23 protein-coding genes are annotated in these 25,155 nt (G+C 62.5%); 12 read left to right on the forward strand and 11 right to left on the reverse strand.

Going from position 1 to position 25,155, the window contains the following annotated elements:
- Positions 1-96: 96 nt before the first annotated feature.
- Positions 97-1,530 carry a DEAD/DEAH box helicase gene (locus WC739_RS05440; RefSeq protein ID WP_372951996.1) on the reverse strand — a complete coding sequence of 478 codons (1,434 nt, stop codon included), beginning with the start codon at positions 1,528-1,530 and terminating at the stop codon, positions 97-99.
- Positions 1,531-1,935: 405 nt separating this feature from the next.
- On the opposite strand from WC739_RS05440, the gene WC739_RS05445 reads away from it, so the two are divergent.
- Positions 1,936-3,468 (forward strand): acyl-CoA carboxylase subunit beta, encoded by a 1,533-nt coding sequence (locus WC739_RS05445; protein WP_372951997.1) that lies wholly within the window; start codon positions 1,936-1,938, stop codon positions 3,466-3,468.
- A 25-nt stretch (positions 3,469-3,493) separates the two neighbouring features.
- Here the strand turns inward: WC739_RS05445 and WC739_RS05450 are convergent, their stop codons facing one another.
- The gene (locus WC739_RS05450; RefSeq protein WP_372951998.1) at positions 3,494-5,023 is read right to left on the reverse strand and encodes an NAD(P)H-hydrate dehydratase; all 1,530 of its coding nucleotides are present in this window, start codon (positions 5,021-5,023) and stop codon (positions 3,494-3,496) included.
- Between the two features lie 354 nt (positions 5,024-5,377).
- On the opposite strand from WC739_RS05450, the gene WC739_RS05455 reads away from it, so the two are divergent.
- From WC739_RS05455 to WC739_RS05465, 3 genes are all read left to right on the forward strand, one after another.
- A complete protein-coding gene (locus tag WC739_RS05455; protein ID WP_006205430.1) occupies positions 5,378-5,716 on the forward strand; it encodes a P-II family nitrogen regulator in 339 nt (112 codons plus the stop codon).
- A gap of 63 nt (positions 5,717-5,779) precedes the next feature.
- The gene (gene glnA / locus WC739_RS05460) at positions 5,780-7,189 is read left to right on the forward strand and encodes a type I glutamate--ammonia ligase (RefSeq protein ID WP_372951999.1); all 1,410 of its coding nucleotides are present in this window, start codon (positions 5,780-5,782) and stop codon (positions 7,187-7,189) included.
- A 200-nt stretch (positions 7,190-7,389) separates the two neighbouring features.
- Positions 7,390-7,809 (forward strand): DUF4864 domain-containing protein, encoded by a 420-nt coding sequence (locus tag WC739_RS05465; RefSeq protein WP_372952000.1) that lies wholly within the window; start codon positions 7,390-7,392, stop codon positions 7,807-7,809.
- 3 nt (positions 7,810-7,812) lie between these two features.
- On the opposite strand, the gene tgt is transcribed toward WC739_RS05465, so the two are convergent.
- The 7 genes from tgt to coaD all read right to left on the reverse strand — a co-directional run bounded on the left by tgt (position 7,813) and on the right by coaD (position 12,397).
- Positions 7,813-8,943, reverse strand: a complete 1,131-nt coding sequence (gene tgt / locus WC739_RS05470; protein ID WP_372952001.1) for a tRNA guanosine(34) transglycosylase Tgt — start codon at positions 8,941-8,943, stop codon at positions 7,813-7,815.
- Positions 8,936-9,205 carry a hypothetical protein gene (locus tag WC739_RS05475; protein WP_372952002.1) on the reverse strand — a complete coding sequence of 90 codons (270 nt, stop codon included), beginning with the start codon at positions 9,203-9,205 and terminating at the stop codon, positions 8,936-8,938. Before WC739_RS05475 ends, tgt begins: the two co-directional genes overlap by 8 nt.
- Positions 9,195-10,283, reverse strand: a complete 1,089-nt coding sequence (gene queA / locus WC739_RS05480; RefSeq protein ID WP_372952003.1) for a tRNA preQ1(34) S-adenosylmethionine ribosyltransferase-isomerase QueA — start codon at positions 10,281-10,283, stop codon at positions 9,195-9,197. Before queA ends, WC739_RS05475 begins: the two co-directional genes overlap by 11 nt.
- Before the next feature lie 6 nt (positions 10,284-10,289).
- Entirely contained in the window at positions 10,290-10,739 is a 450-nt protein-coding gene (locus WC739_RS05485; protein ID WP_372952004.1) for a DMT family transporter, read from the reverse strand.
- 11 nt (positions 10,740-10,750) lie between these two features.
- Entirely contained in the window at positions 10,751-11,263 is a 513-nt protein-coding gene (locus WC739_RS05490) for a peptidylprolyl isomerase (RefSeq protein ID WP_372952005.1), read from the reverse strand.
- A gap of 28 nt (positions 11,264-11,291) precedes the next feature.
- Positions 11,292-11,786, reverse strand: a complete 495-nt coding sequence (locus WC739_RS05495; RefSeq protein WP_372952017.1) for a peptidylprolyl isomerase — start codon at positions 11,784-11,786, stop codon at positions 11,292-11,294.
- A gap of 110 nt (positions 11,787-11,896) precedes the next feature.
- Positions 11,897-12,397, reverse strand: coding sequence for a pantetheine-phosphate adenylyltransferase (gene coaD, locus WC739_RS05500; protein WP_372952006.1), 501 nt, complete (start codon positions 12,395-12,397; stop codon positions 11,897-11,899).
- A 321-nt stretch (positions 12,398-12,718) separates the two neighbouring features.
- Between coaD and WC739_RS05505 the strand changes: the two genes are divergently transcribed.
- Complete coding sequence (locus WC739_RS05505) at positions 12,719-12,871, forward strand: hypothetical protein (RefSeq protein WP_372952007.1); 153 nt, start codon at positions 12,719-12,721, stop codon at positions 12,869-12,871.
- 63 nt (positions 12,872-12,934) lie between these two features.
- Here the strand turns inward: WC739_RS05505 and gyrA are convergent, their stop codons facing one another.
- The gene (gyrA, locus tag WC739_RS05510; RefSeq protein ID WP_372952008.1) at positions 12,935-15,739 is read right to left on the reverse strand and encodes a DNA gyrase subunit A; all 2,805 of its coding nucleotides are present in this window, start codon (positions 15,737-15,739) and stop codon (positions 12,935-12,937) included.
- A 419-nt stretch (positions 15,740-16,158) separates the two neighbouring features.
- On the opposite strand from gyrA, the gene WC739_RS05515 reads away from it, so the two are divergent.
- Positions 16,159-16,788, forward strand: coding sequence for a MarC family protein (locus WC739_RS05515; protein ID WP_372952009.1), 630 nt, complete (start codon positions 16,159-16,161; stop codon positions 16,786-16,788).
- 235 nt (positions 16,789-17,023) lie between these two features.
- On the opposite strand, the gene WC739_RS05520 is transcribed toward WC739_RS05515, so the two are convergent.
- Entirely contained in the window at positions 17,024-17,539 is a 516-nt protein-coding gene (locus tag WC739_RS05520; protein WP_372952010.1) for a single-stranded DNA-binding protein, read from the reverse strand.
- A 296-nt stretch (positions 17,540-17,835) separates the two neighbouring features.
- Here WC739_RS05520 and WC739_RS05525 point away from each other — a divergent pair, with 296 nt between their 5' ends.
- The 6 genes from WC739_RS05525 (at position 17,836) to WC739_RS05550 (ending at position 24,949) form a co-directional block, all read left to right on the forward strand.
- Complete coding sequence (locus WC739_RS05525; RefSeq protein WP_372952011.1) at positions 17,836-18,138, forward strand: hypothetical protein; 303 nt, start codon at positions 17,836-17,838, stop codon at positions 18,136-18,138.
- Between the two features lie 687 nt (positions 18,139-18,825).
- Positions 18,826-21,747, forward strand: a complete 2,922-nt coding sequence (gene uvrA / locus WC739_RS05530) for an excinuclease ABC subunit UvrA (RefSeq protein WP_372952012.1) — start codon at positions 18,826-18,828, stop codon at positions 21,745-21,747.
- 34 nt (positions 21,748-21,781) lie between these two features.
- The gene (locus WC739_RS05535) at positions 21,782-22,315 is read left to right on the forward strand and encodes a GNAT family N-acetyltransferase (protein ID WP_372952013.1); all 534 of its coding nucleotides are present in this window, start codon (positions 21,782-21,784) and stop codon (positions 22,313-22,315) included.
- Between the two features lie 24 nt (positions 22,316-22,339).
- Positions 22,340-23,146, forward strand: coding sequence for a DUF72 domain-containing protein (locus WC739_RS05540; RefSeq protein WP_372952014.1), 807 nt, complete (start codon positions 22,340-22,342; stop codon positions 23,144-23,146).
- 152 nt (positions 23,147-23,298) lie between these two features.
- Positions 23,299-24,447, forward strand: coding sequence for a GGDEF domain-containing protein (locus WC739_RS05545; protein ID WP_372952015.1), 1,149 nt, complete (start codon positions 23,299-23,301; stop codon positions 24,445-24,447).
- A 370-nt stretch (positions 24,448-24,817) separates the two neighbouring features.
- A complete protein-coding gene (locus tag WC739_RS05550; protein ID WP_372952016.1) occupies positions 24,818-24,949 on the forward strand; it encodes a hypothetical protein in 132 nt (43 codons plus the stop codon).
- The last annotated feature ends 206 nt before the right edge of the window (positions 24,950-25,155 follow it).

The following is a 25,155-nucleotide window of genomic DNA, read 5'->3' on the forward strand; positions in this document are numbered from 1 at the left end:
AAAAGGGCGGCTGAAGCATCGCTTCAACCGCCCTCGCCTTTGTCTTTCGCAGCAGATCAACCAGCCCTGGGCGGGTTGATCGGAGCGCGATCCGGCTTAAGCCGCGCGCGCCGCTGGACGCTTGCCGCCGAAGCGGCGCTTGTTGTTGCCCTTGAAGGCAGGCTTGGCGCCATCCGGCTTGCGCTCGCCTGCAAAGGCCGGCTTGTCGCCAAAGCGTTTCTTGCCGAAACCATTGGCCTCGCCGCCCGGCCGCCTGCCATCGCGACGGCCATTGCGGTCGTTGCGGTCATTGGCGGGCTCGAAGCGCTCGTTCTTCTCAGCCGGATTGCGCAGCGGATCCGGGCTGCCGAGATGGTCGGCAACAACAGGCAGCTTGGTGCGGATGATGCGCTCGACCTGGCGCAGCTTGCTGGCCTCGGAAGGATCGCAAAGCGTGATCGCAATGCCGTCCATGCCGTTGCGGCCGGTGCGGCCAATGCGGTGGACGTAGCTCTCGGCCTCGTCCGGCAGGTCGAAGTTCACGACATGGCTGATGCCGGGAACGTCGATGCCGCGCGCGGCGATGTCGGTCGCCACAAGGATGCGAACCGAACCTTCGCGGAAATCGTTGAGCGCCTTCTGGCGGGCATTCTGCGACTTGTTGCCATGGATGACGGCGGCCTTGAAGCCATCGCGCTCGAGGTCCTTGGTCACCCTGTCGGCGCCATGCTTGGTGCGCGAAAAGATGATGACGGATTTCATCGCTTCGTCGGCGAGCATCGTCGACAGAACTTGGCGCTTCTGCTTGGTGCGGGCGAACACGACGCCCTGCACGATCTCGGCCGCCGCCGTGCTGTGCGGAGCGACTTCGACGCGGATCGGGTTCTTCAGCAGGCCTTTCGCCAGTTCGGCGATTTCGGCCGGCATGGTCGCCGAGAACAGCACCGTCTGACGGTCGGGAGCGGTCGCCTTGGCGATGCGCTTGACGTCGTTGATGAAGCCCATGTCGAGCATGCGGTCGCCTTCGTCGAGCACCAGCCATTTGGTGTCGGCGAGGACGAGATCGCCTTCCCGCACGAGATCGGTCAAACGGCCGGGCGTGGCGATCAGGATGTCAACGCCGGGAGCAACCTTCTTCACCTGGCTGAAGCGGGAGACGCCGCCCAGCACCAGGGCGGTCGAGACATGCGCGCCCTTGGCGAGCAGCTTGATCATGTCCTCGATCTGCACGGCGAGTTCGCGGGTCGGCGCCAGAATCAGCGCACGCGCCGTCTTCGGCCGGCGCTTGGTGCCGAGAGCGATGATCTTCGACAGGATCGGCAGCGCGAAGGCGGCCGTCTTGCCCGAGCCGGTCTGGGCAATGCCGAAGATGTCACGGCCTTCCATCTGCGGCGGGATCGCTTGGAACTGGATGGGCTTCGGCTCAGTGAAGCCGGCATTGTGGGTTGCCTTGAGCAGCGCGCCCGTAATTCCAAGTGCCGCGAAACCGGTAAGTTCCGCGGTGTTGCCGGTGAGGGTAGTGTTGCCGGCTAGGGTGTTTTCGTTGGTCAAAATAGTCTTCTTTCACGCGGCGCACGGCCGCAAACATCGATGGCGGCGGGGCGCAACCCGCCGTCGAAAAATCTGTCATGAACGACAAGGCGGGCGGACTGTCACGTCCACTCGGCTGCGCTGTCGTGCCCGCAGGCATCATGCCACGGGGCTTTTTCGCCGCTTTGTGATGTACCGGAAAGAGGGCCGATATATCGGAAAGGGGGAAAACAGACGCAACCAGTCTCATTCGTCGAGAAGGCCGGATTGATTCCGGCCCAAGCGCCTATGCCGCCGCATATGGCCCAGTTCGCTCCGAAATGCAAGGGCTTCATGCTGCAGCGCAAACAAACTCGCGGCCAGCGGCGCTTGCGCTGGGCCACGGTCGCGATTACCACGAAATGCCGAGGTCGGGGAGGATGACTGATGAAGGATGTGCTGAAGGAACTCGAGCGGCGCCGCGACATCGCCCGCATGGGTGGCGGCCAGGCGCGCATCGATGCCCAGCACAAGAAGGGCAAGCTCACCGCGCGCGAACGCATCGAGGTGTTCCTCGACGAAGGCTCGTTCGAGGAGTTCGACATGTATGTCGAGCACCGCTCGACCGATTTCGGCATGGAGAAGACAAAGTTCGCCGGTGACGGCGTCGTTACCGGCTGGGGCACCATCAACGGCCGTCCCGTCTATCTCTTCGCCAAGGACTTCACCGTGTTCGGTGGTTCTTTGTCCGAAGCCCACGCCGAGAAGGTCATCAAGGTTCAGGAGATGGCGCTGCGCAACCGTGCGCCGATCATTGGCCTCTACGATGCCGGCGGCGCGCGTATCCAGGAGGGCGTCGCGGCGCTTGGCGGCTATGCCGAAATCTTTCAGCGCAATGTGCTTGCCTCGGGCGTCATTCCGCAGATTTCTGTGATCATGGGCCCATGTGCCGGCGGCGACGTCTATTCGCCGGCCATGACCGATTTCATCTTCATGGTGCGCGACACGTCCTACATGTTCGTCACCGGGCCTGATGTGGTCAAGACCGTCACCAACGAGACCGTGACCGCCGAAAGCCTCGGCGGCGCCTCCGTCCACACGACCAAATCCTCCATCGCCGACGGCGCTTATGACAATGACGTCGAGGCTCTGCTGCAGATGCGTCGTCTGGTCGACCTGCTGCCCGCTTCCAACACATCCGAGATCCCCGAGATCGAATGCTACCAGTCGGTGACCGACCACGATCTGTCGCTGGACCGGCTGATTCCGGACAACGCCAACAAGCCCTACGACATCAAGGAGCTGATATCGAAGGTCGCCGACGAGGCCGACTTCTTCGAGATTCAGCAGAATTTCGCCAAGAACATCGTCACCGGGTTCGGTCGCGTCGAGGGCCGCACCGTCGGCTTCATCGCCAACCAGCCCATGGTGCTGGCCGGCGTGCTCGATTCCGACGCAAGCCGCAAGGCGGCGCGCTTCGTGCGTTTCTGCGACTGCTTTTCGATCCCGCTCGTCACCTTCGTCGATGTTCCCGGCTTCCTGCCCGGCACCGCGCAGGAATATGGCGGCCTGATCAAGCACGGCGCGAAGCTTCTGTTCGCCTATGCCGAGGCCACAGTGCCGAAGATCACCGTCATCACCCGCAAGGCCTATGGCGGCGCCTACGACGTAATGGCGTCGAAACATCTGCGCGGCGACATGAACTATGCCTGGCCGACCGCGCAGATCGCGGTGATGGGCGCCAGGGGCGCGGTCGAGATCATCTACCGAAAGGATATCGGCGACGCGGAAAAGATCGCAGCCCATACAAAGGCCTACGAGGACCGCTTCCTGTCACCCTTCGTCGCCGCCGAACGCGGCTATGTAGATGAAGTGATCATGCCTCACTCGACCCGCCGCCGCATCGCGCGGGCGCTGAGGATGCTGCGCAACAAGGACATGCAGAACCCCTGGAAGAAGCACGACAACATCCCGTTGTGATCAACGTCGTGCAGGGGATAGCCGCTTAGCGGCTGCCCCGAGCCGCGACAAGCTCGTGCAGCACCGGCACCATCGCCGATGGCAAATCTTCGGCGATCAGCCCCGGGCCGAAGCGGCTGCCGGCCTCGGCATGGATCCAGACCGCGGCGCAGGCCGCTTCGAACGCCGGCATGCCTTGCGCCAGCAGCCCGGCGGTGATTCCCGACAGCACATCCCCCGATCCGGCGGTGGCGAGCCATGCCGCGCCATTGGCATTGATCGCCGCCCTGCCATCGGGAGCGGCGATGACGGTGTCCGCGCCCTTGTAGACGATGACGGCGTTGGCCCGAATGGCCGCCTTGCGCGCCTTGTCCAGCTTGGATAAGGCCGCGTCTCCGGCGAGATCCGGAAACAGCCTGGCAAACTCCCCCTCATGCGGTGTCATCACCAGGGCCGGCGCGTTGGCCTGGCGAGAAGCCTCGAACAGACTGTCCGGCGTTTCGCGAAATGACGTGATCGCATCGGCGTCGAACACAAGGCCATCGATGCGGGGCCGGTCCGGTGGTCGCCCGGACGCAAGCAGCGCCATTGCGAAGGCCCGCGTCCTTTGGCCGACGCCGAATCCTGGCCCGAGGACAAAGGCCGACGGCCGGCGCTGTTCGATAAAACCCTCAATATCCGCGACGTCATCGGTCTTGCGCAGCATGATCGAGGTCAGATGCGCCGCGTTGACCTGCATGGCGTTCGCCGGCGACAGCACCGTCACCGCCCCGGCCCCGCTCCTGGCGGCGGCAAGCGCAGACAGCCGGGCAGCCCCTGTGGCGCCCGGGCCGCCGGAAAACACCCCGGCATGGCCGCGCTTGTACTTGTGCGCGTCGACCGCCGGCATCGGAAAATCGGCCAGCCAAAGCGCCGGCGTGTTCTCGAACGTCCGGGGCCGGAGGCTCGCAATGATGCCGTCGCCGATGCCGATATCGGCTACCACGATCTCGCCGCATCGCTCCCTGCCCGGCAGCAGCAGATGGCCGGGCTTCTTGCGCGCGAAGGTGACGGTCACGTCGGCTCGGAACGCCCTACCCCCGAGCACTTCGCCGCTGCCGCCCGAGACACCGGACGGCAGGTCGATGGCGACTACCGGCAATTTCAGACGGGTGACGATGTCAACCGCCCTGGCGGCATCGCCCGACAGCGCCTTGGACAGCCCTGCCCCATAGAGCGCGTCGACCACGATCGAACCCTCTTCGGGGTCGAGTCCAGACAATGGCCGCGGCTTGATCGGGCATTCCGCGGCCGCGAGCACCGCGTCGCTTCCGGGCCTTGGCGCACCGAGTGCCCAGACCACGGTGTCGACGCCGCTCTCGCCCAACAGGCGGGCGACGACGTAACCGTCGCCGCCATTGTTGCCGGGGCCGCAAAGGACATGGACGCGGCGTGCGGCGGGATAGCGCTCGAGGACGACGGCGGCAGCGGCAGCGCCGGCGCTCCGCATCAGCCCGATGCCGTCGACCGGACCTGCGTCGATCGTCAACCGATCGGCCTCGCTCATTTCAGCGGGAGAAAGAAGTTCGTCGCTCATGCATTGCCGATCCGCATCCGATCAAGCATTGTCCAATTTTCGATCCGAAGCAAACAAGGAGGAGTTGGCGCGGTCCGCGATGATAGCCGGGGACGGAAAATCTCCGTCAAAAACTGCCCGTTTATTGGGCACGGTGCCTAATTATTTCGCGGATAGGCATGCTGGCGCTATACATGTTGCAGCGGCCCGAGCCGCGTCCCGGGCAGCGAATGACGCGAATTTGTGTCCCGGCGCGACGTAGCTTGGCGATCATCTAAGACCGCTTCGAATCCATCCGTTTGGCACGCTTCGTGCTTGATGGAGGCGCAAGCGGGGCTCACAACCCGTTCTTTTGGCAGTGGAGGCCATTTTTACATGAAGAAGATCGAAGCGATCATAAAGCCATTCAAGCTGGACGAGGTGAAGGAAGCGCTTCAGGAGGCCGGACTGCAGGGTATCACCGTGACCGAGGCCAAGGGCTTCGGCCGCCAGAAGGGCCATACCGAACTCTATCGCGGCGCCGAATATGTCGTCGATTTCCTGCCCAAGGTGAAGATCGAGGTTGTGCTGGGCGACGACGCGGTCGAAGGTGCGATCGAGGCTATCCGCAAGGCGGCCCAGACCGGTCGTATCGGCGACGGAAAGATCTTCGTTTCCAACATCGAGGAGGTCGTGCGAATCCGCACTGGCGAAACGGGCATGGACGCGGTCTGATCCGGACCGCCATGCTTCCGGGACGCCATCACCAAGAAACGTCATTAAACAGGGACAAATGACATGACGACAGCCAAAGACATCATGAAGCAGATCAAGGACAACGACGTGAAATTCGTTGACCTGCGCTTCACCGACCCGAAGGGCAAGCTGCAACACGTGACGATGGATGTCGTCGAGGTCGAGGAAGATATGTTCGCCGACGGCGTCATGTTCGACGGTTCCTCGATTGCCGGCTGGAAAGCCATCAACGAGTCCGACATGGTTCTCATGCCCGATCCGGACACGGTCCACATGGATCCGTTCTTCGCGCAGTCGACCATGGTTATCCTGTGCGACATCCTCGACCCGGTTTCGGGAGAATCCTACAATCGTGATCCGCGTGGCACGGCCAAGAAGGCCGAGGCCTACATGAAGGCGGAAGGCATCGGCGACACCATCTTTGTCGGCCCCGAGGCCGAGTTTTTCGTCTTCGACGACGTCAAGTACAAGGCCGATCCCTACAACACCGGCTTCAAGCTCGATTCCACCGAACTGCCGTCGAACGACGACACCGACTACGAGACCGGCAATCTCGGCCACCGCCCGCGCGTCAAGGGCGGCTATTTTCCGGTGCCGCCGATCGATTCCGCGCAGGACATGCGCTCCGAGATGTTGACCGTGCTCGCCGAGATGGGCGTGCGCGTCGAAAAGCACCACCATGAGGTGGCGGCTGCCCAGCACGAGCTTGGCATCAAGTTCGACGCGCTGGTGCGCAACGCCGACAAGATGCTGATCTACAAATATGTGGTGCATCAGGTTGCCAACGCCTATGGCAAGACGGCCACCTTCATGCCGAAGCCGATCTTCGGCGACAACGGTTCCGGCATGCACGTTCACATGTCGATCTGGAAGAATGGCAAGCCGACCTTCGCGGGCAATGAATATGCCGGGCTCTCGGAAAGCTGCCTGTTCTACATCGGCGGCATAATCAAGCATGCCAAGGCCATCAATGCCTTCACCAACCCGCTGACCAATTCCTACAAGCGTCTGGTGCCTGGCTATGAAGCGCCGGTGCTGCTCGCCTATTCGGCGCGCAACCGCTCCGCGTCCTGCCGCATTCCGTTCGGCTCGTCGCCCAAGTCCAAGCGCGTCGAGATCCGCTTCCCCGATCCGGGCGCGAACCCCTACCTCGGCTTCGCGGCGCTGCTGATGGCCGGCCTGGACGGCATCAAGAACAAGATCCATCCCGGCCAGCCGATGGACAAGGATCTCTACGACCTGCCGCCGAAGGAATTGAAGAAGATCCCGACCGTGTGCGGTTCGCTGCGTGAGGCTCTGCAAAGCCTCGACAAGGACCGCGGCTTCCTGAAAGCCGGCGGCGTCTTCGACGACGACCAGATCGACAGCTACATCGAGTTGAAGATGGCCGAGGTGATGCGCTTCGAAATGACCCCGCATCCCGTCGAATACGACATGTACTACTCGGTCTAATACCAATCCGACACCCAGGCCCCTGAAGGATTCTCGTCCTTCAGGGGCCTTTTGTTGTCTGCCGACGCGCTGCGCGATTGTCCGCGCCCTCCGCCTTCACGATCCTTGAAACCCGGACGCCTCGCCAAGCGTATGTTATGATGCGTCTTCAGACCGCATCATTTCCGAGGGGCCATCTTTCGAGGAAAACGGAGACAGGCATGCGCCGCGCTTATTTGGCATTCGCAGTCATTCCATTCATCGTCGCGTCGTCGGCGTTCGCGGGCGATGCCGAAATCAAGGCCGGCCAGGGTGCTATCGACGGACAGCTCAGAGCCCTCATCGCCAATGACGGGGCCAAGGCCTACAGCTTTGCCGCGCCGAATGTGAAGCAAATATTCCCGACCGTCGATGCCTTCATGAACATGGTGACCAACGGCTACCCGCCGGTGCGCAAGCCGCAGACCTATGCCTTCGGCAAGGTGGAGGAGACGAGCCCGGGTTCGATCGTCCAGCAGGTGCTGATCGTCGGACCCGACGGCAAGGACTACGAAGCGGTGTATACGCTGCAGCAGCAGCCCGACGGCACGTTCCAGATCACCGGCTGCAGCCTGCGCGCCTCGAATTCGCTGAGCACCTGAGGGTTACAGCGCCGGGATATCGCCCCTCGCCCAGGCCTCTGTGATCTCGGCCCCTCGTGCCTCGAAGGTGCCTGTCTCGATCGCGGCGCGGATGTCCTGCATCAGCTTCTGATAATAGGAAAGATTGTTCCAGGTCAGCAGCATGGCGCCGAGCGCTTCCTGCGATCTCACCAGATGGTGCAGATAGGCGCGCGAATAGTCGCGCACGGCAGGGCAGTCGCTTTCCTCGTCGAGCGGGCGCGGGTCATCGGCATGGCGGGCATTGCGCAGATTGACCTTACCGCGCCTGGTGTAGGCGAGGCCATGCCGGCCGGCCCGCGTCGGCATCACGCAATCGAACATGTCGATGCCACGCGCCACCGATTTCAGGATATCGTCGGGGGTACCGACCCCCATCAGGTAGCGCGGCTTGTCGTCAGGCAGTTCCGGACAGGTGATGTCGAGCATATCGAGCATCACCGCCTGCGGCTCGCCGACCGCCAGCCCACCGACCGCATATCCCTTCAGGTCCATCGCGCTCAAGGCCTGCGCCGAACGGACCCGAAGCTCCGCATTATCGCCGCCCTGGACGATGCCGAACATGGCCTTGCCCGGTTGGTCACCGAAGGCCGTCTTGCAGCGCTCGGCCCAGCGCAGCGACAACTCCATGGCACGCTCGATTTCCTTTAACTCCGCGGGCAGCGCCGTGCATTCGTCGAGCTGCATCTGAATGTCGGAATCGAGCAGGCCCTGGATTTCTATGGAGCGCTCCGGCGACATCTCGTAGGCGGCACCGTCGATGTGCGACCGGAAGGTGACGCCCTTCTCTGTCAGTTTTCGCAGCTTCGACAGCGACATCACCTGGAAGCCGCCGCTGTCGGTCAGAATCGGATGCGGCCAGCGGGCGAATTCGTGCAGACCGCCCAATCGTGCCACGCGCTCGGCGCCGGGCCGCAGCATGAGATGATATGTGTTGCCGAGGATGATGTCGGAGCCGACGCCGCGCACCTGGTCCATGTACATGGCCTTGACGGTGCCGCCAGTGCCGACCGGCATGAAGGCCGGCGTGCGGATTTCGCCGCGCGGCATGTCGATGACGCCGCGCCGCGCCTTGCCGTCGGTTGCCAGAACCTTGAAGGTGAACGGCTTAGCCATTGAATTCCTTGTCGTGCACGGGCGCGCCGGGTGCCTGGCTGTCGAGCGACTGACGGTATTGGACGCAGCCGCGCATGAATTTCGGCCAGGGCGGCACGGCGATCGATGGCTCGGTCTTCTCGGGCAGCAGATCCCACAGGTCGGGATGATGCCAGCAGAGATCATGGCCCGATGTATCTCGGTGCGCCCGGATCGCGGCGCGCAGCTTTTTCACTTCCGCGATCAGACTTTCACGGTCAAAGGCTTGCAGGTCATCGTCCATCGCTCATCTCCGCTCGGTAGAGAAGGCTCGCATCGCCATACGAGTAAAATCTGTAGCCATTTTCGATCGCATGCGCATAGGCCGCGCGCATCGTTTCCAGGCCACTGAAAGCAGAAACCAGCATGAATAGCGTCGAGCGCGGCAGGTGGAAATTCGTCATCAGCAGATCGGCGGTGCGAAAACGGTAGCCCGGCGTGATGAAAATCTCGGTCGGGCCAGACCAGGGCGCCAGCGTGCCATCCGCGCGCGCGGCGCTCTCTATCAGGCGCAGCGATGTCGTGCCCACCGCAATGATGCGCCCGCCCCTCGCCTTCGCCGCGTTCAGGGCATCGGCTGTCGCCTGGCTGACCGACCCGGTCTCGGCATGCATCTTGTGGTCGGCGGTGTCGTCCACCTTCACCGGCAGGAACGTGCCGGCACCGACATGCAAGGTGACGAAGCGGCGTTCGACGCCCTTGGCGTCGAGCGCGGCGAACAGCTCCGGGGTGAAATGCAGGCCCGCCGTGGGCGCCGCGACGGCGCCCTCCTCCCTGGCATAGATAGTCTGGTAGTCGGCGCGGTCGCGCTCGTCGTCGTCGCGCTTGGAGGCGATGTAGGGCGGCAACGGAATGTGGCCGACGGCGTGCAGCGCCTCGTCGAGGAACGGACCCGACAGGTCGAAGCCGAGCAGCGCCTGGCCGCCATCGCCCTTCTCGATCACCGTGGCATCGAGTTGCCCGAGGAAGCAGGAACTGCCGTCATGGCCGAAATGGATGCGGTCGCCGACAGCGATGCGTTTGCCCGGCCGCATGAAGGCCAGCCATCGATCCGGCGCCACGCGCATGTGCAGCGTGGCATCGACTTGCGCCCTCGCCTCGCCGCGCTGACGGACACCCCTAAGCTGCGCGGGAATAACCTTGGTGTCGTTGAAAACCAGCACGTCGCCGGCCTTGAGCAAGGATGGCAGGTCGGCAACCGTCCGGTCGCCCAGCCCTTCGCCGGGCTTGACCACCAGCATCCTGGCACTGTCGCGCGGCTGTGCCGGGCGAAGCGCGATGCGCTCATCCGGCAGATCGAAGTCAAAAAGGTCGACGCGCATTGGAAATCAAAACAGCCGGACGAGCAGCGCTCCGGCCAGGAGAAGCACCGCGCCGGCGACGCGGCCCAGCGAGATTTCACGCACCGCCACGCCGAGGAACCCGATGCGGTCGATCAGCATGCCGGCCAGCAACTGGCCGGCTACGAGGAACGCCATGAGGGCAGCGGCCCCGATGCGTGGGGTCAGGATCGTCGACAACGTGACATAGAAGCCGCCCAGCATGCCGCCGGCCACGAACAACCACGGGGCCGGCGCCTTCCAGTCAAGCGATATGCCTTGCAACTTCACCAGGGCAAGGGAGATGATGCCGAGCACGACCGCGCCCGAAAGAAACGAGAACGCCGCCGCAGCGACCGGGAGACCCAGGCCGCGCGCCAGTTGCGAATTGATCGGGGCCTGAATGGCAATGAAGGCGCCGGACAGGATGCCGAGAATCGACCAGACGACGCCCATCATTGTCGTTTTCCCTATTTGACGTCGGCCGCGACCTTCAGCGACACGATCTTGTCGGGATCCGGCACCGGCTCGCCACGCTTGATCTTGTCGACATTGTCCATGCCTTCGATGACCTGGCCCCAGACCGTATACTGGCGATTGAGGAAGGCTGCGTCGTCGAAGCAGATGAAGAACTGTGAGTTGGCCGAGTTCGGATTCTGCGAACGGGCCATCGAACAGGTGCCGCGGCCATGGTTGGCATTCGAGAATTCGGCCTTGAGATCGGGCTTTTCGGAGCCGCCCATGCCAGCCCGGGACGGAGCGAATGTGGGCTTGCTGGAGTTGCCGAACTTCACGTCGCCGGTCTGGGCCATGAAGCCCTCGATGACGCGATGGAAGACCACGCCATCATAGGCGCCTTCGCGTGCGAGTTCCTTGATGCGGGCAACGTGGCCAGGGGCCAGGTCGGGGAGTAGTTCGATCACGACCGTGCCCTTGGTCGTTTCCATGATGAGCGCGTTCTCGCGGTCCTGGATGTCTGCCATGTGATATATCCTCTTTTGAAAAACAGATTTACTTGTCGGCGGCGATGCGCACCTTGATCATCCGGTCGGGATCGGAAACCGTGCCATTGTCGGCCTCGTCACCCTTCTTGATGTGATCCACCAGTTCCATGCCGCTGATGACGTTGCCGACGATGGTGTACTGGCCGTCGAGCGGCGGCGCCGGCGCGAACATGATGAAGAACTGTGAATTGGCGGAGTTCGGGTCCTGCGAACGGGCCATGCCGACCACGCCGCGCTTGTAGTGCTCGGTCTGCGAGAACTCGGCCGGCAGGTCGGGCAGATCGGAGCCCCCCGTGCCGACGGCCTCGGCGCTGAAGCCCTTTTTCAGATTGCCGAACTTGACGTCGCCGGTCTGCGCCATGAAGCCATCGATGACGCGATGAAAGGCGACATTGTCATAGGCACCCTGGCGCACCAGCTTCTTGATCTGCGCGACATGCTTGGGCGCCAGATCGGGACGCAGCGCGATGGTCACATCGCCATCCTTCAACGTGATGATCATCGTGTTTTCCGGATCGGCGGCATAGGCCGAAACGGATGCGGTCACAAGACCGGCGAGCACGACAAGGAACGAGGCGAGCCTTTTGAGCTGCATGAGGATTTTCTCCGGGCTTATTTCGCGAATTTGGCGGTGAGCGCGCCGGCAACCGCGGCCGGCACGAAGGGACGGATGTCGCCCCCCATCGAGGCAATCTGGCGGACAAGTGTGGCCGTAATGGTGCGCACGGAAGGGCTGGCGGGCAGAAACACTGTCTGCAAATTGGGGGCCATGGTTTCGTTCATGCCAGCCATCTGCATTTCATAGTCGAGATCGGTGCCATCGCGCAGTCCGCGGATCATGATCGATGCGCCTTGCTTCCTGGCAGCGTCGATGACCAGCCCATCGAAGGCGACCACCTTGATGCGGTCGCCATCCCGGCCGAATTCGGCTTTCGCGGCGGTCTCGATCAGCGCCACCCGCTCCTCGAACGAGAACAGCGGCGTCTTGCCCGGGTGAATGCCGATCGCGGCATAAACGATGTCGGCGACCGCGAGCGACGCCTTCAGCACATCGAGATGGCCGTTGGTCAGCGGGTCGAAGGAGCCGGCATAGAGGGCAATGCGTTCAGTCATGGCTGGTGCTTCTAATGCATGATCCCAAAAAGTGGAAATCGGTTTTCGCGGACAAATGGTTTTCGTTTGTCCTGGAGATCATGCCCAAATGAAAGCTGGAGCCTGTTCCATCTTCAGTCCACCAAGATGGAACAGGCTGTAGCGAGCTTCTCTCGATAAGGCAATTCCGACTGGCAAGCGCGCCGTGAACCTTTTCTTGACCATGAACGACAGATGAACACGCTGATCACGAAGCCTTCACGCACCGTTCACTAGCTTGCTTCTTCATAAGATGAAACCAAAGTCCCATCTACTCGTTGTAAGGCGCAGGAGAACACGCACATGCTGATCTACATGCTAGCCACCGCAATGACCGTCGCCATGCTGATCGCCACCGTATTCGGGTTGCATCAGGAAGCACAGCGCGTCCGCGTCAAGGCGACCACAAAACGCTATGAAGGCTTCGGTCAGCGCAAACCGTTTCGCCACTACTAACCAGCCTCGATCTGCCCGAACGCCCGCCATTGGCCGGCGTAGACTGATCGATCGGAGCGGCGACTAGTCCGTAGAATCCGGCGCACCGTCCGGAACCGCAGCGGACCCAGAAGTGTCCTCGAGACCTTCTTCGATGTCGTCCTCAGCCTGGGGCTCAGAGATCCGCTCGACCGAAACCACCTTTTCCCCTTCAGCGGTGTTGAAGATGGTCACGCCCTTCGTCGCGCGGCTGGCAAAACGGATTCCGGCCACCGGGACCCGGATGACCGTGCCGCCGTCCGACACCAGCATGATCTGATCATCATTTCCGACAGGGAACGTTGCAACCAGCCTGCCGATCTCGGCCGCTTTTGAAACGTCGGTGGCGCGGATGCCCTTGCCGCCACGTCCGGTCAGCCTGAAATCGTAGGAAGAGGAACGCTTCCCGTAACCGAATTCGGTCACCGTCAGCACATACTGCTCGTGCGCCTTCAGGAACTCGTAGCGCTCGTCGGAAAGCTCGGTCTCCTCGCCGACATCTTCATTGGTCAGCGCGATCTCTTCCTCTTCACCGGCAGCGATGCCGGTGGCTAGCCGCCGTTCCGCCGCTGCCCGCTTCAGATAGGCAGCGCGCTCGGCCGGTGACGCGTCGACATTCTCGATCACCGACATCGAGATGATGCGATCGGTCTCGGCCATGGTGATGCCGCGCACGCCGACAGAATTGCGGCTCTGGAACACGCGGACGTCGCCGACCGGGAACCGGATGCACTGGCCGGAACTGGCCGTCAGCAGCACGTCGTCATCGTCGGTGCAGGTTTCGACACCGAGGATTTCGTCGCCCTCTTCCTCCAGTTTCATCGCGATCTTGCCGTTGCGGTTGACCTGGACGAAGTCGGAAAGCTTGTTGCGGCGCACCGTGCCGCGCGTGGTCGCGAACATCACGTCAAGTTCGCCCCAGCTGGTCTCGTCCTCGGGCAGCGGCATGATGGTGGTGATGCGCTCGCCCTGCTCCAGCGGCAGCATGTTGATCAGCGCCTTGCCGCGCGACTGCGGATTGCCGATCGGCAGCCGCCAGACCTTCTCCTTGTAGACGATGCCGCGCGAGGAGAAGAACAGCACCGGCGTGTGCGTGTTGGCAACGAACAGCCGGGTGACGAAATCCTCGTCCTTTGTCGACATGCCGGAGCGGCCCTTGCCGCCGCGGCGCTGCGCCCGGTAGAGCGACAGCGGCACGCGCTTGATGTAGCCCGAATGGCTCACCGTCACGACCATATCCTCGCGCTGGATCAGGTCCTCGTCTTCCATGTCCGCGCCACCGTCGGTGAGTTCGGTGCGGCGTGGCGTGCCGAACTCGTCGCGCACGGCGGCCAGTTCGTCCTTGACGATCTGCTGGATACGCGCGCGGGACGACAGGATGTCGAGGTAGTCCTTGATCTCGTCGCCGATCGTGTTCAGTTCATCGGCGATTTCGTCGCGTCCAAGCGCGGTCAGTCGCTGCAGGCGCAATTCGAGGATGGCGCGCGCCTGCTCCTCGGACAGATTGTAGGTGCCATCCTCGTTGATGCGATGGCGCGGATCGTCGATCAAGAGGATCAGCGATTCGACGTCGCCGGAGGGCCAACGCCGTTCCATCAATTGCTCGCGCGCCGTCTGCGGGTCCGGCGCGGTGCGGATCAGCTTGATGACTTCGTCGATGTTGGCGACGGCGATGGCGAGGCCAACCAGCACATGGGCGCGGTCGCGCGCCTTGCGCAGCAGGAACTTCGTGCGCCGGCTGATTACCTCTTCGCGGAACGACACGAAGGCCTTCAGCATGTCGGTCAGCGTCAGCAATTCGGGCTTGCCGCCGTTCAGCGCCACCATATTGGCGCCAAACGACGTCTGCAGCGGCGTGAAGCGGTAAAGCTGGTTGAGGATGACGTCGGCGACGGCGTCACGCTTGAGCTCGATGACGACGCGATACCCCTGGCGGTCGCTTTCGTCGCGGATGTCGGAAATGCCCTCGATGCGCTTGTCGCGCACCAATTCGGCCATCTTCTCGATCATCGACGACTTGTTCACCTGATAGGGGACTTCGGTGATGATGATCGATTCACGGTCGTTGCCGCGCTGCTCGATGTTGACCTTGCCGCGCATGACGATGGAGCCGCGGCCGGTCGAATAGGCGCTGTAGATGCCGGAGCGGCCGAGCACGATGCCGCCGGTCGGGAAATCCGGCCCCGGGATGATCTCCATCAGCGCCGGCAGGTCGATCGCCGGATTGTCGATGATGGCAATGGCGGCGTTGCAGACCTCGCCCAGATTGTGCGGCGGAATGTTCGTAGCCATGCCGACGGCGATGCCGCCCGAGCCGTTGACGAGAAGATTGGGAAACCGCGCGGGCAGCACCTTCGGCTCGCTGCCGGACGCATCGTAGGTGTCCTGGAAATCGACGGTGTCCTTGTCGATATCCTCCAGCAGCTCGTGCGCGACCTTGGTCAGGCGCGATTCCGTGTAGCGCATCGCCGCCGGCGGATCGCCGTCGATCGAGCCAAAATTGCCCTGCCCGTCGATCAGCGGCACGCGCAGCGACCAGTCCTGCGCCATGCGCACGAGGGCGTCGTAGATCGACGCGTCGCCATGCGGATGGTACTTACCCATCACGTCGGCAACCGGGCGCGCCGACTTCACATATTTGCGGTTCCAGTGGTAGCCGCTCTCATGCGCGGCGAAGAGAATGCGGCGGTGCACCGGCTTGAGGCCGTCGCGCACGTCGGGTAGCGCACGACTGACGATCACGCTCATCGCGTAATCGAGGTACGAACGCTGCATCTCCTCGATGATCGAAATCGGCTCGATGCCCGTTGGGCCGCCATCGGCGCCGCGCGGTGTCTTCTGGTCAGTCAAATCTGGTCACAATCTCTGCAGGAATCACTTGCCGCTTATATAGGAAGCCGGCCCGAAACTCCAATGTTCGCGGCGCTTTTCCGCTGTCATATTTGCTGGCGATTTCAAAAGGATACCGCCGATTGCGACGATATGCCGACCGAGGCTCGCCAACCACGGCGGTGCGCCACGCCTCGTGGCCGGCTGGCGGCTAGGATGCCGCGTCTTGCTGGCCGGTCACGCCGTTGCCGTCGCGGCGTCGTATCCCAGGACCATCGGCTTGAAGCGAAAGACCCTCGCTCGGCTGGGTCCGGACCGTCGCGACCGTCCGCAACTTGGATCGGCCGTTGCGGCGACGTCCAGCGACATGGCTTTGCTCTAGGCCCGGCTTTGCTCTACGAATGTCAGGGTCCGGCCGCGCCCGGGTGCAGGGGTTAGAGATGCCGAGCTTCGACAGCTTGTTCAACGCCTTCGTCACCATTCTCGTGACCATCGATCCGCCCGGCCTGGCGCCGCTGTTCCTTGCGGTGACACGCGGCATGAATCGGGAGGAGCGCCAGCAGGTATCGGTGCGCGCCTCGATCATCGGCTTCCTGGTGATGGCGCTGTTCGCGCTTGCCGGCGCCTCAATCCTGGCCGTGTTCGGCATCACGTTGCCGGCCTTTCGTGTCGCCGGCGGCTTCCTGCTGTTCTTCATCGCCTTCGAAATGGTGTTCGAGCGACGGCAGGACCGCAAGGAGAAGATCGGCGACGTCGCCATCACCAAGGACATGATCCACAACATCGCCGCGTTCCCACTGGCGATCCCGCTGATCGCAGGCCCCGGCGCGATTTCGGCAACGGTCCTGCTCTCCGGCTCGTTTCAGGGCTTTGCCGCGCAGGCGGCACTGGTCGGCATCATCTTCGTCTGCCTGGCCATAACCTATCTGGTGTTCGTGCTGTCGGAGCGCATCGACCGCATCCTCGGCCACACGGGTCGCTCGATCCTGACGCGGTTGCTCGGCGTCATCCTGGCGGCGCTTGCGGTGCAGTTCGTGGCCGACGGCATCAAGGCGCTGATGGTGGGATAGCGCAGGATCTGCGCGGTCCCCAACCACGCCTTGGCAACGGTCCATGGGAATTCAACAGTCGCGAAGCTCTTGCTCAGCATCGCGCGCCGACCAATCGCCTAGAGCAATTCCAGGAAAAGTGTGTGCCGTTTTCCGTCCGGAATTGCGTCAAAACAAAGATTTGGAGCAGGTCGCCGTTTCCATGAAGCGGTGAACTGATCTAAACGATCGATCGCTGATTAGCGGATCCGTCCGCTCAGAACGGGATCTCGTCGTCCAGCTCGCGTGACGAACCACCACCACCGCCCTTGGGAGCGCCGCCACCGCGATTGAAGCTCTCACTCGGGCTGGACTGGCCAAAATCGGACCCTCGGCTTCCGCCGCCCGAATAGCCGCCAACCTGCCCGCCCTCGCCTTGGCCGCGTGCATCCAGCATCTGGAGTTCGCCACGGAATTTCTGCAGGACGACTTCCGTCGTGTATTTGTCGTTGCCGGTCTGGTCCTGCCACTTGCGCGTCTGCAGCTGGCCCTCGACATAGACCTTCATGCCCTTCTTCAAATATTGCTCGGCGACCTTGGCCAGCTGCTCATTGAAGATGACGACATTGTGCCACTCGGTCTTTTCCTTGCGCTCGCCGGAATTCTTGTCGCGCCAGCTTTCGGAGGTGGCAATGCGGATGTTGACCACCGGCTCGCCCGAATTCAGGCGGCGAACTTCCGGATCGGCACCGAGATTACCGACCAGAATGACCTTGTTGACGCTACCCGCCATCTCACTTCTCCGCGCTCATCCGAACAAATTTTTGTTGGCGCACCTTACAGCCTTCGGACAGCCGACGCTTGCCGCGGCTGCCTTTTTGCACAAGGTTTTTGTTCCCTGTTCGTTCCTATCGGCATCGCTCATGCATGTCAAGGAGATGAGTCGTTGGGGTTTGAAGCGCCTCGGCCCGCGGTCCTCTGGGAATAGCCCCACCCGACTTGAGGATCTGCCGTCCTTCGACATCGCGGTGTCGAAGTTTTGAACAGACCGGTCTGGTCCCGTTGGCGAGACGCCACTATAAACCTGCGATGACCCCTACCCCTGCGCACCGGAAATCGCATCGCATCATCGCCGTCGCGGCGGTCGTCATTGCCGGCTCCTTATCCGGCGCTGCACGCGCCGGTGACAATTCTGCGCCCAACCAGACAGGCGCCTTGCCGGGGGTTACCAGCGATTATCGCATCGCCAAACCAGCCCCCGCGCCTGAGCCCGACGATGCGTTCCCCAGCAATGGGACTGGCCAGTTCAAGATCGGCGATACCGACGTCAGGATTTCCGGCAGCATCACTGTCGATATGGGTGCCGGCGCGACCGGGCTGCCGCGTCACTGACAAGGCGCAATTCACCTGTCATCCGCTCCATAAAACAGCCCCGCCGCGCTTACGCGTAGGACGGGGCTTTTCTGGATCTCAAATCCAGTCTGTGCCGGAAGTGTACTTCCGGCTGTGATTTCGGATGCTTCGCGGTGTCAGCCGACGATCCGACTAGCAGTCTCTGATTTTCGGGGGATACGGCAGGTCACGGTTTGTCGGGAAGCGAAACGCTAACCCTGGCACTTATGCCTGCCGCGGCTCCAACCAGATGTGGAGCCCTTGGGGACTATCAGGTGGCGTCATGCTCCGCTCCTTGTCCACTGTGACCAGTGCTGTCCCGAAGCGCGGATCGCGACTGCCTGCGGCGTCTCGCAGACCGCCTCTGGGCGGCGATGCCATCGAAAGACGGCGGCTTCGTTGACGTTTGGAGTCTGCTCCCCTCGTTCGAAGACGTCAACCGCTCATTAGCCGATTAGGAAAAATGTGATCGCCGGGTTGTTCGACCCAACCCAGGATGCACAGCTTTTGTCAGGAGCATGTTCGGCCTTTGTTCTTTCTGCTTGCCCCCTCGCGTGAAAGACGGTTAAACGACTGCTGTCGGGAGTTGTGGCGTCTCTCGACGTGGCGGCAAAAAGACCTACATAGGGGGTGGTCGGGAAAACCCCGCCAATCCCATGAATTCCAGATCCGAGGCGGCGAGCGGCGATGGCCGACCATAAATTCCTTTCGGTTCGCGGGGCGCGCGAACACAATCTGAAGAATGTTGATCTCGATCTGCCGCGTGACAGTCTCATCGTCATGACCGGCCTGTCGGGCTCCGGCAAATCGTCGCTCGCCTTTGACACGATCTATGCCGAGGGCCAGCGCCGCTATGTCGAAAGCCTGTCGGCCTATGCGCGGCAATTCCTCGAGATGATGCAGAAGCCGGACGTCGACCAGATCGACGGGCTATCGCCGGCCATCTCCATCGAACAGAAGACCACGTCGAAGAATCCACGCTCGACGGTCGGCACGGTCACCGAGATCTATGACTATATGCGGCTTCTGTTCGCACGCGTCGGCATTCCATATTCCCCGGCCACCGGCCTGCCCATCGAAAGCCAGACGGTCAGCCAGATGGTCGATCGTGTGCTGGCCGTTGAGGAAGGCACGCGCCTGTTCATCCTGGCGCCGATGGTGCGCGGCCGCAAAGGCGAATACCGCAAGGAACTGCTGGAACTTCAGAAGAAGGGCTTTCAGCGCGTCAAGGTCGACGGCGTCTTCTACGAGATCGCAGATGTGCCGGCGCTCGACAAGAAGTACAAGCACGACCTCGACGTCGTCGTCGACCGCATCGTCGTGCGCGGCGACCTCGCCACAAGGCTGGCCGACTCCCTCGAAACCGCGCTGAAACTGGCCGATGGGCTGGCAGTGGCCGAATTCGCAGACAAGCCGCTCGACTCCAGCCAGACCGGCGTCGATTCGGTCAACAAGTCAAAGAACGAGACGCATGAGCGCATTCTTTTCTCCGAGAAGTTCGCCTGCCCCGTGTCGGGCTTCACCATTCCGGAAATCGAGCCCCGGCTGTTTTCCTTCAACAACCCATTCGGCGCCTGCCCGGCCTGCGACGGTCTCGGCAGCCAGCGCGCCATCGACGGCAATCTGATTGTTCCCGACGAGAATATCTCGCTGCGCGACGGCGCCGTCAGCCCTTGGGCGAAGTCGACCTCGCCCTATTACGCGCAGACGCTGGAGGCGTTGGGCAAGGCCTACGGATTCAAGCTCGGCGACAAGTTCAGGGACCTTAGCGAAGAAGCCAAGGAAGCCATCCTGCGCGGCACGGGCGAGCGCGAAATCACATTCCAGTACGATGATGGCCTGCGTTCCTACAAGACGACCAAGACCTTCGAGGGCGTCATCCCCAATCTGGAGCGCCGCTGGAAGGAGACCGAATCCGCCTGGATGCGCGAGGAGATCGAGCGTTTCATGTCGGCAACCCCCTGCCCCGCCTGCAAGGGTTATCGGCTGAAGCCGGAAGCGCTGGCAGTCAAGATTGCCGGCAAGCACATCGGCGAGGTCACCGAACAGTCCATCCGCAACGCCGACAGCTGGTTCACCGCACTGCCGGCGCAGCTCAACGACAAGCAGAACGAGATCGCGGTGCGGGTGCTCAAGGAGATCCGCGAGCGCCTGCGCTTCCTCAACGATGTCGGGCTCGATTATCTCACCCTGTCGCGCAATTCCGGCACGCTGTCGGGCGGCGAGAGCCAGCGCATCCGGCTGGCCTCGCAGATTGGCTCCGGCCTCACCGGCGTGCTCTACGTGCTGGACGAGCCGTCGATCGGCCTGCACCAGCGCGACAATGCGCGGCTGCTGGATACGCTGAAGCATCTGCGTGACATCGGCAACACGGTCATCGTCGTCGAGCATGACGAGGACGCCATCCTGCATGCCGACTATGTCGTCGACATGGGCCCAGCCGCCGGCATCCATGGCGGCGAGATCATCGCCCAGGGCACGCCGCAGCAGGTCATGGCCAATCCCAATTCGATCACCGGCAAATATCTGTCGGGCGAACTTGAAGTGGCGACGCCTGGCGTGCGGCGCGAGGCCAAGAAGGGTCGGCGCCTGAAAATCGTCGGCGCGCGCGGCAACAATCTCAAGAACGTCACGGCCGAAATCCCGCTTGGCACCTTCACCGCGGTCACCGGCGTTTCGGGCGGCGGCAAGTCGACTTTCCTGATCGAGACACTGTTCAAGGCGGCCTCGCGCCGCATCATGGGGTCGCGCGAGCATCCGGCCGAGCATGACCGCATCGAGGGTCTCGAATTCCTCGACAAGGTCATCGACATCGACCAGTCGCCGATCGGCCGCACGCCGCGTTCGAACCCGGCGACCTATACCGGCGCGTTCACGCCGATCCGCGACTGGTTCGCCGGCCTGCCGGAAGCCAAGGCGCGCGGCTACCAGCCTGGACGCTTCTCCTTCAACGTCAAGGGCGGCCGCTGCGAGGCCTGCCAGGGCGACGGCGTCATCAAGATCGAGATGCACTTCCTGCCCGACGTCTATGTCACCTGCGATGTCTGCCACGGCAAGCGCTACAATCGCGAGACGCTCGATGTCCTGTTCAAGGGCAAGTCGATCGCCGACGTGCTCGACATGACGGTCGAGGAAGGCGTCGATTTCTTCGCCGCCGTGCCTGGCGTGCGCGACAAGCTGGAAACGCTGAACCAGGTTGGCCTTGGCTACATCCATATCGGCCAGCAGGCGACGACGCTTTCGGGTGGCGAGGCGCAGCGCATCAAGCTCGCCAAGGAGCTGTCGCGCAAGGCGACCGGCAAGACGCTCTACATCCTCGACGAGCCGACCACCGGACTGCACTTCCACGACGTCGCCAAGCTGCTGGAAGTGCTGCATGAACTGGTCGACCAGGGCAACACGGTCGTGGTCATCGAGCATAATCTCGAAGTGATCAAGACCGCAGACTGGGTGCTCGACCTCGGCCCCGAGGGCGGCGACGGCGGCGGCGAACTGGTCGCCCAGGGAACGCCCGAAGCCATCGTGCGCGAGAAGCGCAGCTACACCGGCCAATTTCTCAAGGAGCTGCTGGAGCGGCGCCCCGGGGGCAAGCGCGAAGCGGCGGAGTGATGAGCGCGACTGTTGGCGCCCAGGGAGCTTTTCAATGACCCCACGGAGGGCATTTGACGGCGATCTGCCAGCCATCGTCTCGCTGACCCAGTCAGCCTACGCGCCCTACACGGCGCTGTTGGGCGCGCCGCCTATCCCGGTCACGGAGGATTATGCACCGCGCGTCGCGCGCGGCGAGGTCTGGCTCCTGGAGGATGGCACCCAGCTTGCCGGGGCGCTCACGCTGGAAAGGCACGACGACCACGCGTTGATCTTCTCCGTCGCTGTCGCACCGCAATTTCAGGGCAATGGCTTCGGCGTAGCGCTGCTCAACTTCGCCGAGCAACAGACGCGATTGTGGGGCCTGCCTGAGGTACGGCTCTATACCAATGCGAGAATGGAGCGGAACATCGCGCTCTATCTCGCCTATGGGTTTCACGAAACGGGTCGAAGGCCCAATCCATATCGGCAAGGATGGGTGCTCGTCGACATGGCCAAGCCAGTCGGGGGCATGGCCAAGCCAGTCGGGGACATGGCCGAGTCAGTCGGGGACATGGCCAAGCTGATCGACGGGATCGCGCCCGCCTGATTTTCTGCCTAGGGGAGGACGACAATGAGCAAATCGGGAACAATTCGCGCCGGCATGGGCGGATGGACGTTTGAGCCTTGGGACACATCCTTCTATCCCGAGAAGCTCTCCAAGGCGAAGCAGCTCCACTATGCCAGCCGCCAGGTGCCCAGCATCGAGGTCAACGGCACCTACTATTCCAGCTTCAAGGAACCGACCTTCGTCAAATGGGCCAATGAGGCGCCGGACGGTTTCGTCTATGCGCTGAAGGGCAACCGCTTTGTCACCAACCGCCGTGTGCTCGGCGAGGCCGGTGAATCCGTGGCGCGCTTTCTCGGTTCGGGCGTCGCGGCGCTCGGCGACAAGCTCGGGCCGATCCTGTGGCAATTCGCGCCGACCAAGAAATTCGATGCGGACGATTTCGAGGCCTTTCTGAAGTTGCTGCCCGAAAGGCAAGATGGCGTAGCACTGCGTCACGCCCTCGAGGTGCGCAACGACAGCTTCATCGTACCCGAATTCGTGGCACTGGCGCGCAAGTACAAGGCGGCGATCGTCTATGCCGACCATGCCAAATACCCCGCTATAGCCGATGTGACCGGCGATTTCGTCTATGCGCGGTTGCAGGCCGGCAGTGACGACAATCCCGACTGCTACACGCCCAAGGCACTCGACGAGTGGGCCGAGCGGGCAGATATCTGGGCGCAAGGCAAGGTGCCAGCCGACCTCCGGCGGGCCGATCCCACGACAGAGGCTCCTGTCAAACCACGGGATGTGTTCATCTATTTCATCAGTGAGGGCAAGGTCCGCGCGCCGTTCGGAGCCATGGCCCTGATGAAGCGGGTCACGGATTGACGGCTTCGCACCGGTCGCGACGTCCCCTTTTGGGCAAGCCGGCGTTCGTGACATGTTAGGCACAATCCGTAACCTTATCGATACTTCCTTGCTCCATGATTGCCGGACGCCAAGCCGCAGAGCTGAACCGCCGCCGGCAAGGAACGAGGGGCATGTCGCTGGACTACACTTCACTTTTGCTGGCCGTAGGTTTTTCCGCGGCCTGCCTTGGCCTGACATTGTTTGGCATGTGGCTGACCGCTCGCTCGGAGAAGTTCCTGCTGACTTGGGCAGTCAGCCTGTTTTTCGTGGTCAGCGATATCTTCGCGTACGACGCCTATATCGACATGCCCGGGCGACTGCTGGGGGTCTTGACGCTTGCCCTGCTCCTGCTTGGCTTTTCAATCATGCTCGGGGCCGCCTACCAGTTCAGAACCGGCGACTCACCGATGCCGCGCACGATATTCGGCTGCGTGTCGCTGGTCGTGACGCTGCCGCCGATGGCTTTGGGCTATGACGGCCTCGCCTTCATGTTCGAGAATCTGTTTGCCGCCTTGCTCCTGTTCGCGACGGCGCGCGAATACTGGAAAGGCCGCGAAGAAGCTCCAGCCCTGACGATCGGCATCACCGCCCTCTATTCGGCCACGGCAGCCTCCTTCGCTCTCTGCGCCCTTGTCCTGGCCCTCGATGGAAAGCTGGCCCTTGGACACGCGCCAAGCAATTGGGCCGAGGAATTGAGCCTCATCATCGTCATTGCCAGCATGACTGGCATCGGCGCCCTGTCGCTGGCGCTCAACCAGGGCCGCCTCGCCAGGCATCATCGCCACAATGCGCTGACCGATCCCTTGACGGGCCTGCTCAATCGACGTGCCCTGTTCGACCTGCACGGCAATGCCCCGGTCGGCGCGTTCACCGCCGTGGTCGTATTCGATCTCGATAATTTCAAGGCAATCAACGACGAATTCGGCCACGCGGCCGGCGACGAGGTGCTCAGGATATTCGCCGGGGAACTCGCCGGCAATCTTCGTCCGTCCGACGTCGCCGCGCGCATGGGCGGCGAAGAGTTCGCGCTGGTAATCAAGCGCGCGCTGCCTGAAACGGTGGAGGCGGCGGCCGAGGCCATAAGAACCGGTTTCGCGACGCGCCAGATCAAGACCGAAACTGGCTCTTTCATGTGCACCGTCAGTGCAGGGTTCGCATTCGGCGCCAAGGAAGGCCTCAGCTTCGACAAGGTGCTCAGCGCCGCCGACAGGGCGCTTTACGACGCCAAGCGCGGCGGTCGCAACCGCGTCAACGCATCGAAATACCGGCGCGCGAGCTAGAGTAATTCCAGGAACGTGTTCGGTCTTCCGTACGGCGGTTACCCAGATCGCCTGCGCTGCGACCTCGTCCTGCTCGCTGGAACGCGAACGATTGCCCGTTTTCCGGGTGGCGCGCTCCTCGGCAGGCTTGGGACGGACTCGAGCCTGCACGTATCCGCTATTGCCGGTACAATCCTTCAGCGTCTGCGATGGCCGTTCGAGCACACCACAGTCATGCAACATTACGTTAGTGAAAGCTGATAGATTTTCTTAACATCATATCATTTAGAATGGTATCTGTTGAGGCGTGGGTGATGTCTTGGGCCATGAATTCAGATACGGTCGGGAGCGAAGACATCCCGAAAAACCAAAGCGTCATCCGCTGAACTTTGTGTTCGACCCTTTGTATCCGATGATCATGGTGGTGATCTTCGCGGCTTTTGGGATCTGGTATTTCGATGTTCCACGGCAAAGGCTGTTCGACATGGACATGAGCCATCTGATCGGAAAATGGACGCGCTAGCCTCAGCACGGTACTAGCCTCATTCGAACAGCCGACCTTGCGCTGCGTCGCATCAGCAAGCCGGTCAGGCCCTACGGATTGGCCTGCCTTGCCGCTTCCGCCTCCGCCACGTCGACCACGCACAGCAGCTCGCCATTTTCGCCGGACACGCGAACCAGCCAACCGGATAGATCGTCGATGCCCGGCTGAAGATCGACCAGGAGATC

This window comes from Mesorhizobium sp. (genome assembly GCF_041661565.1).
Classification (GTDB): domain Bacteria; phylum Pseudomonadota; class Alphaproteobacteria; order Rhizobiales; family Rhizobiaceae; genus Mesorhizobium.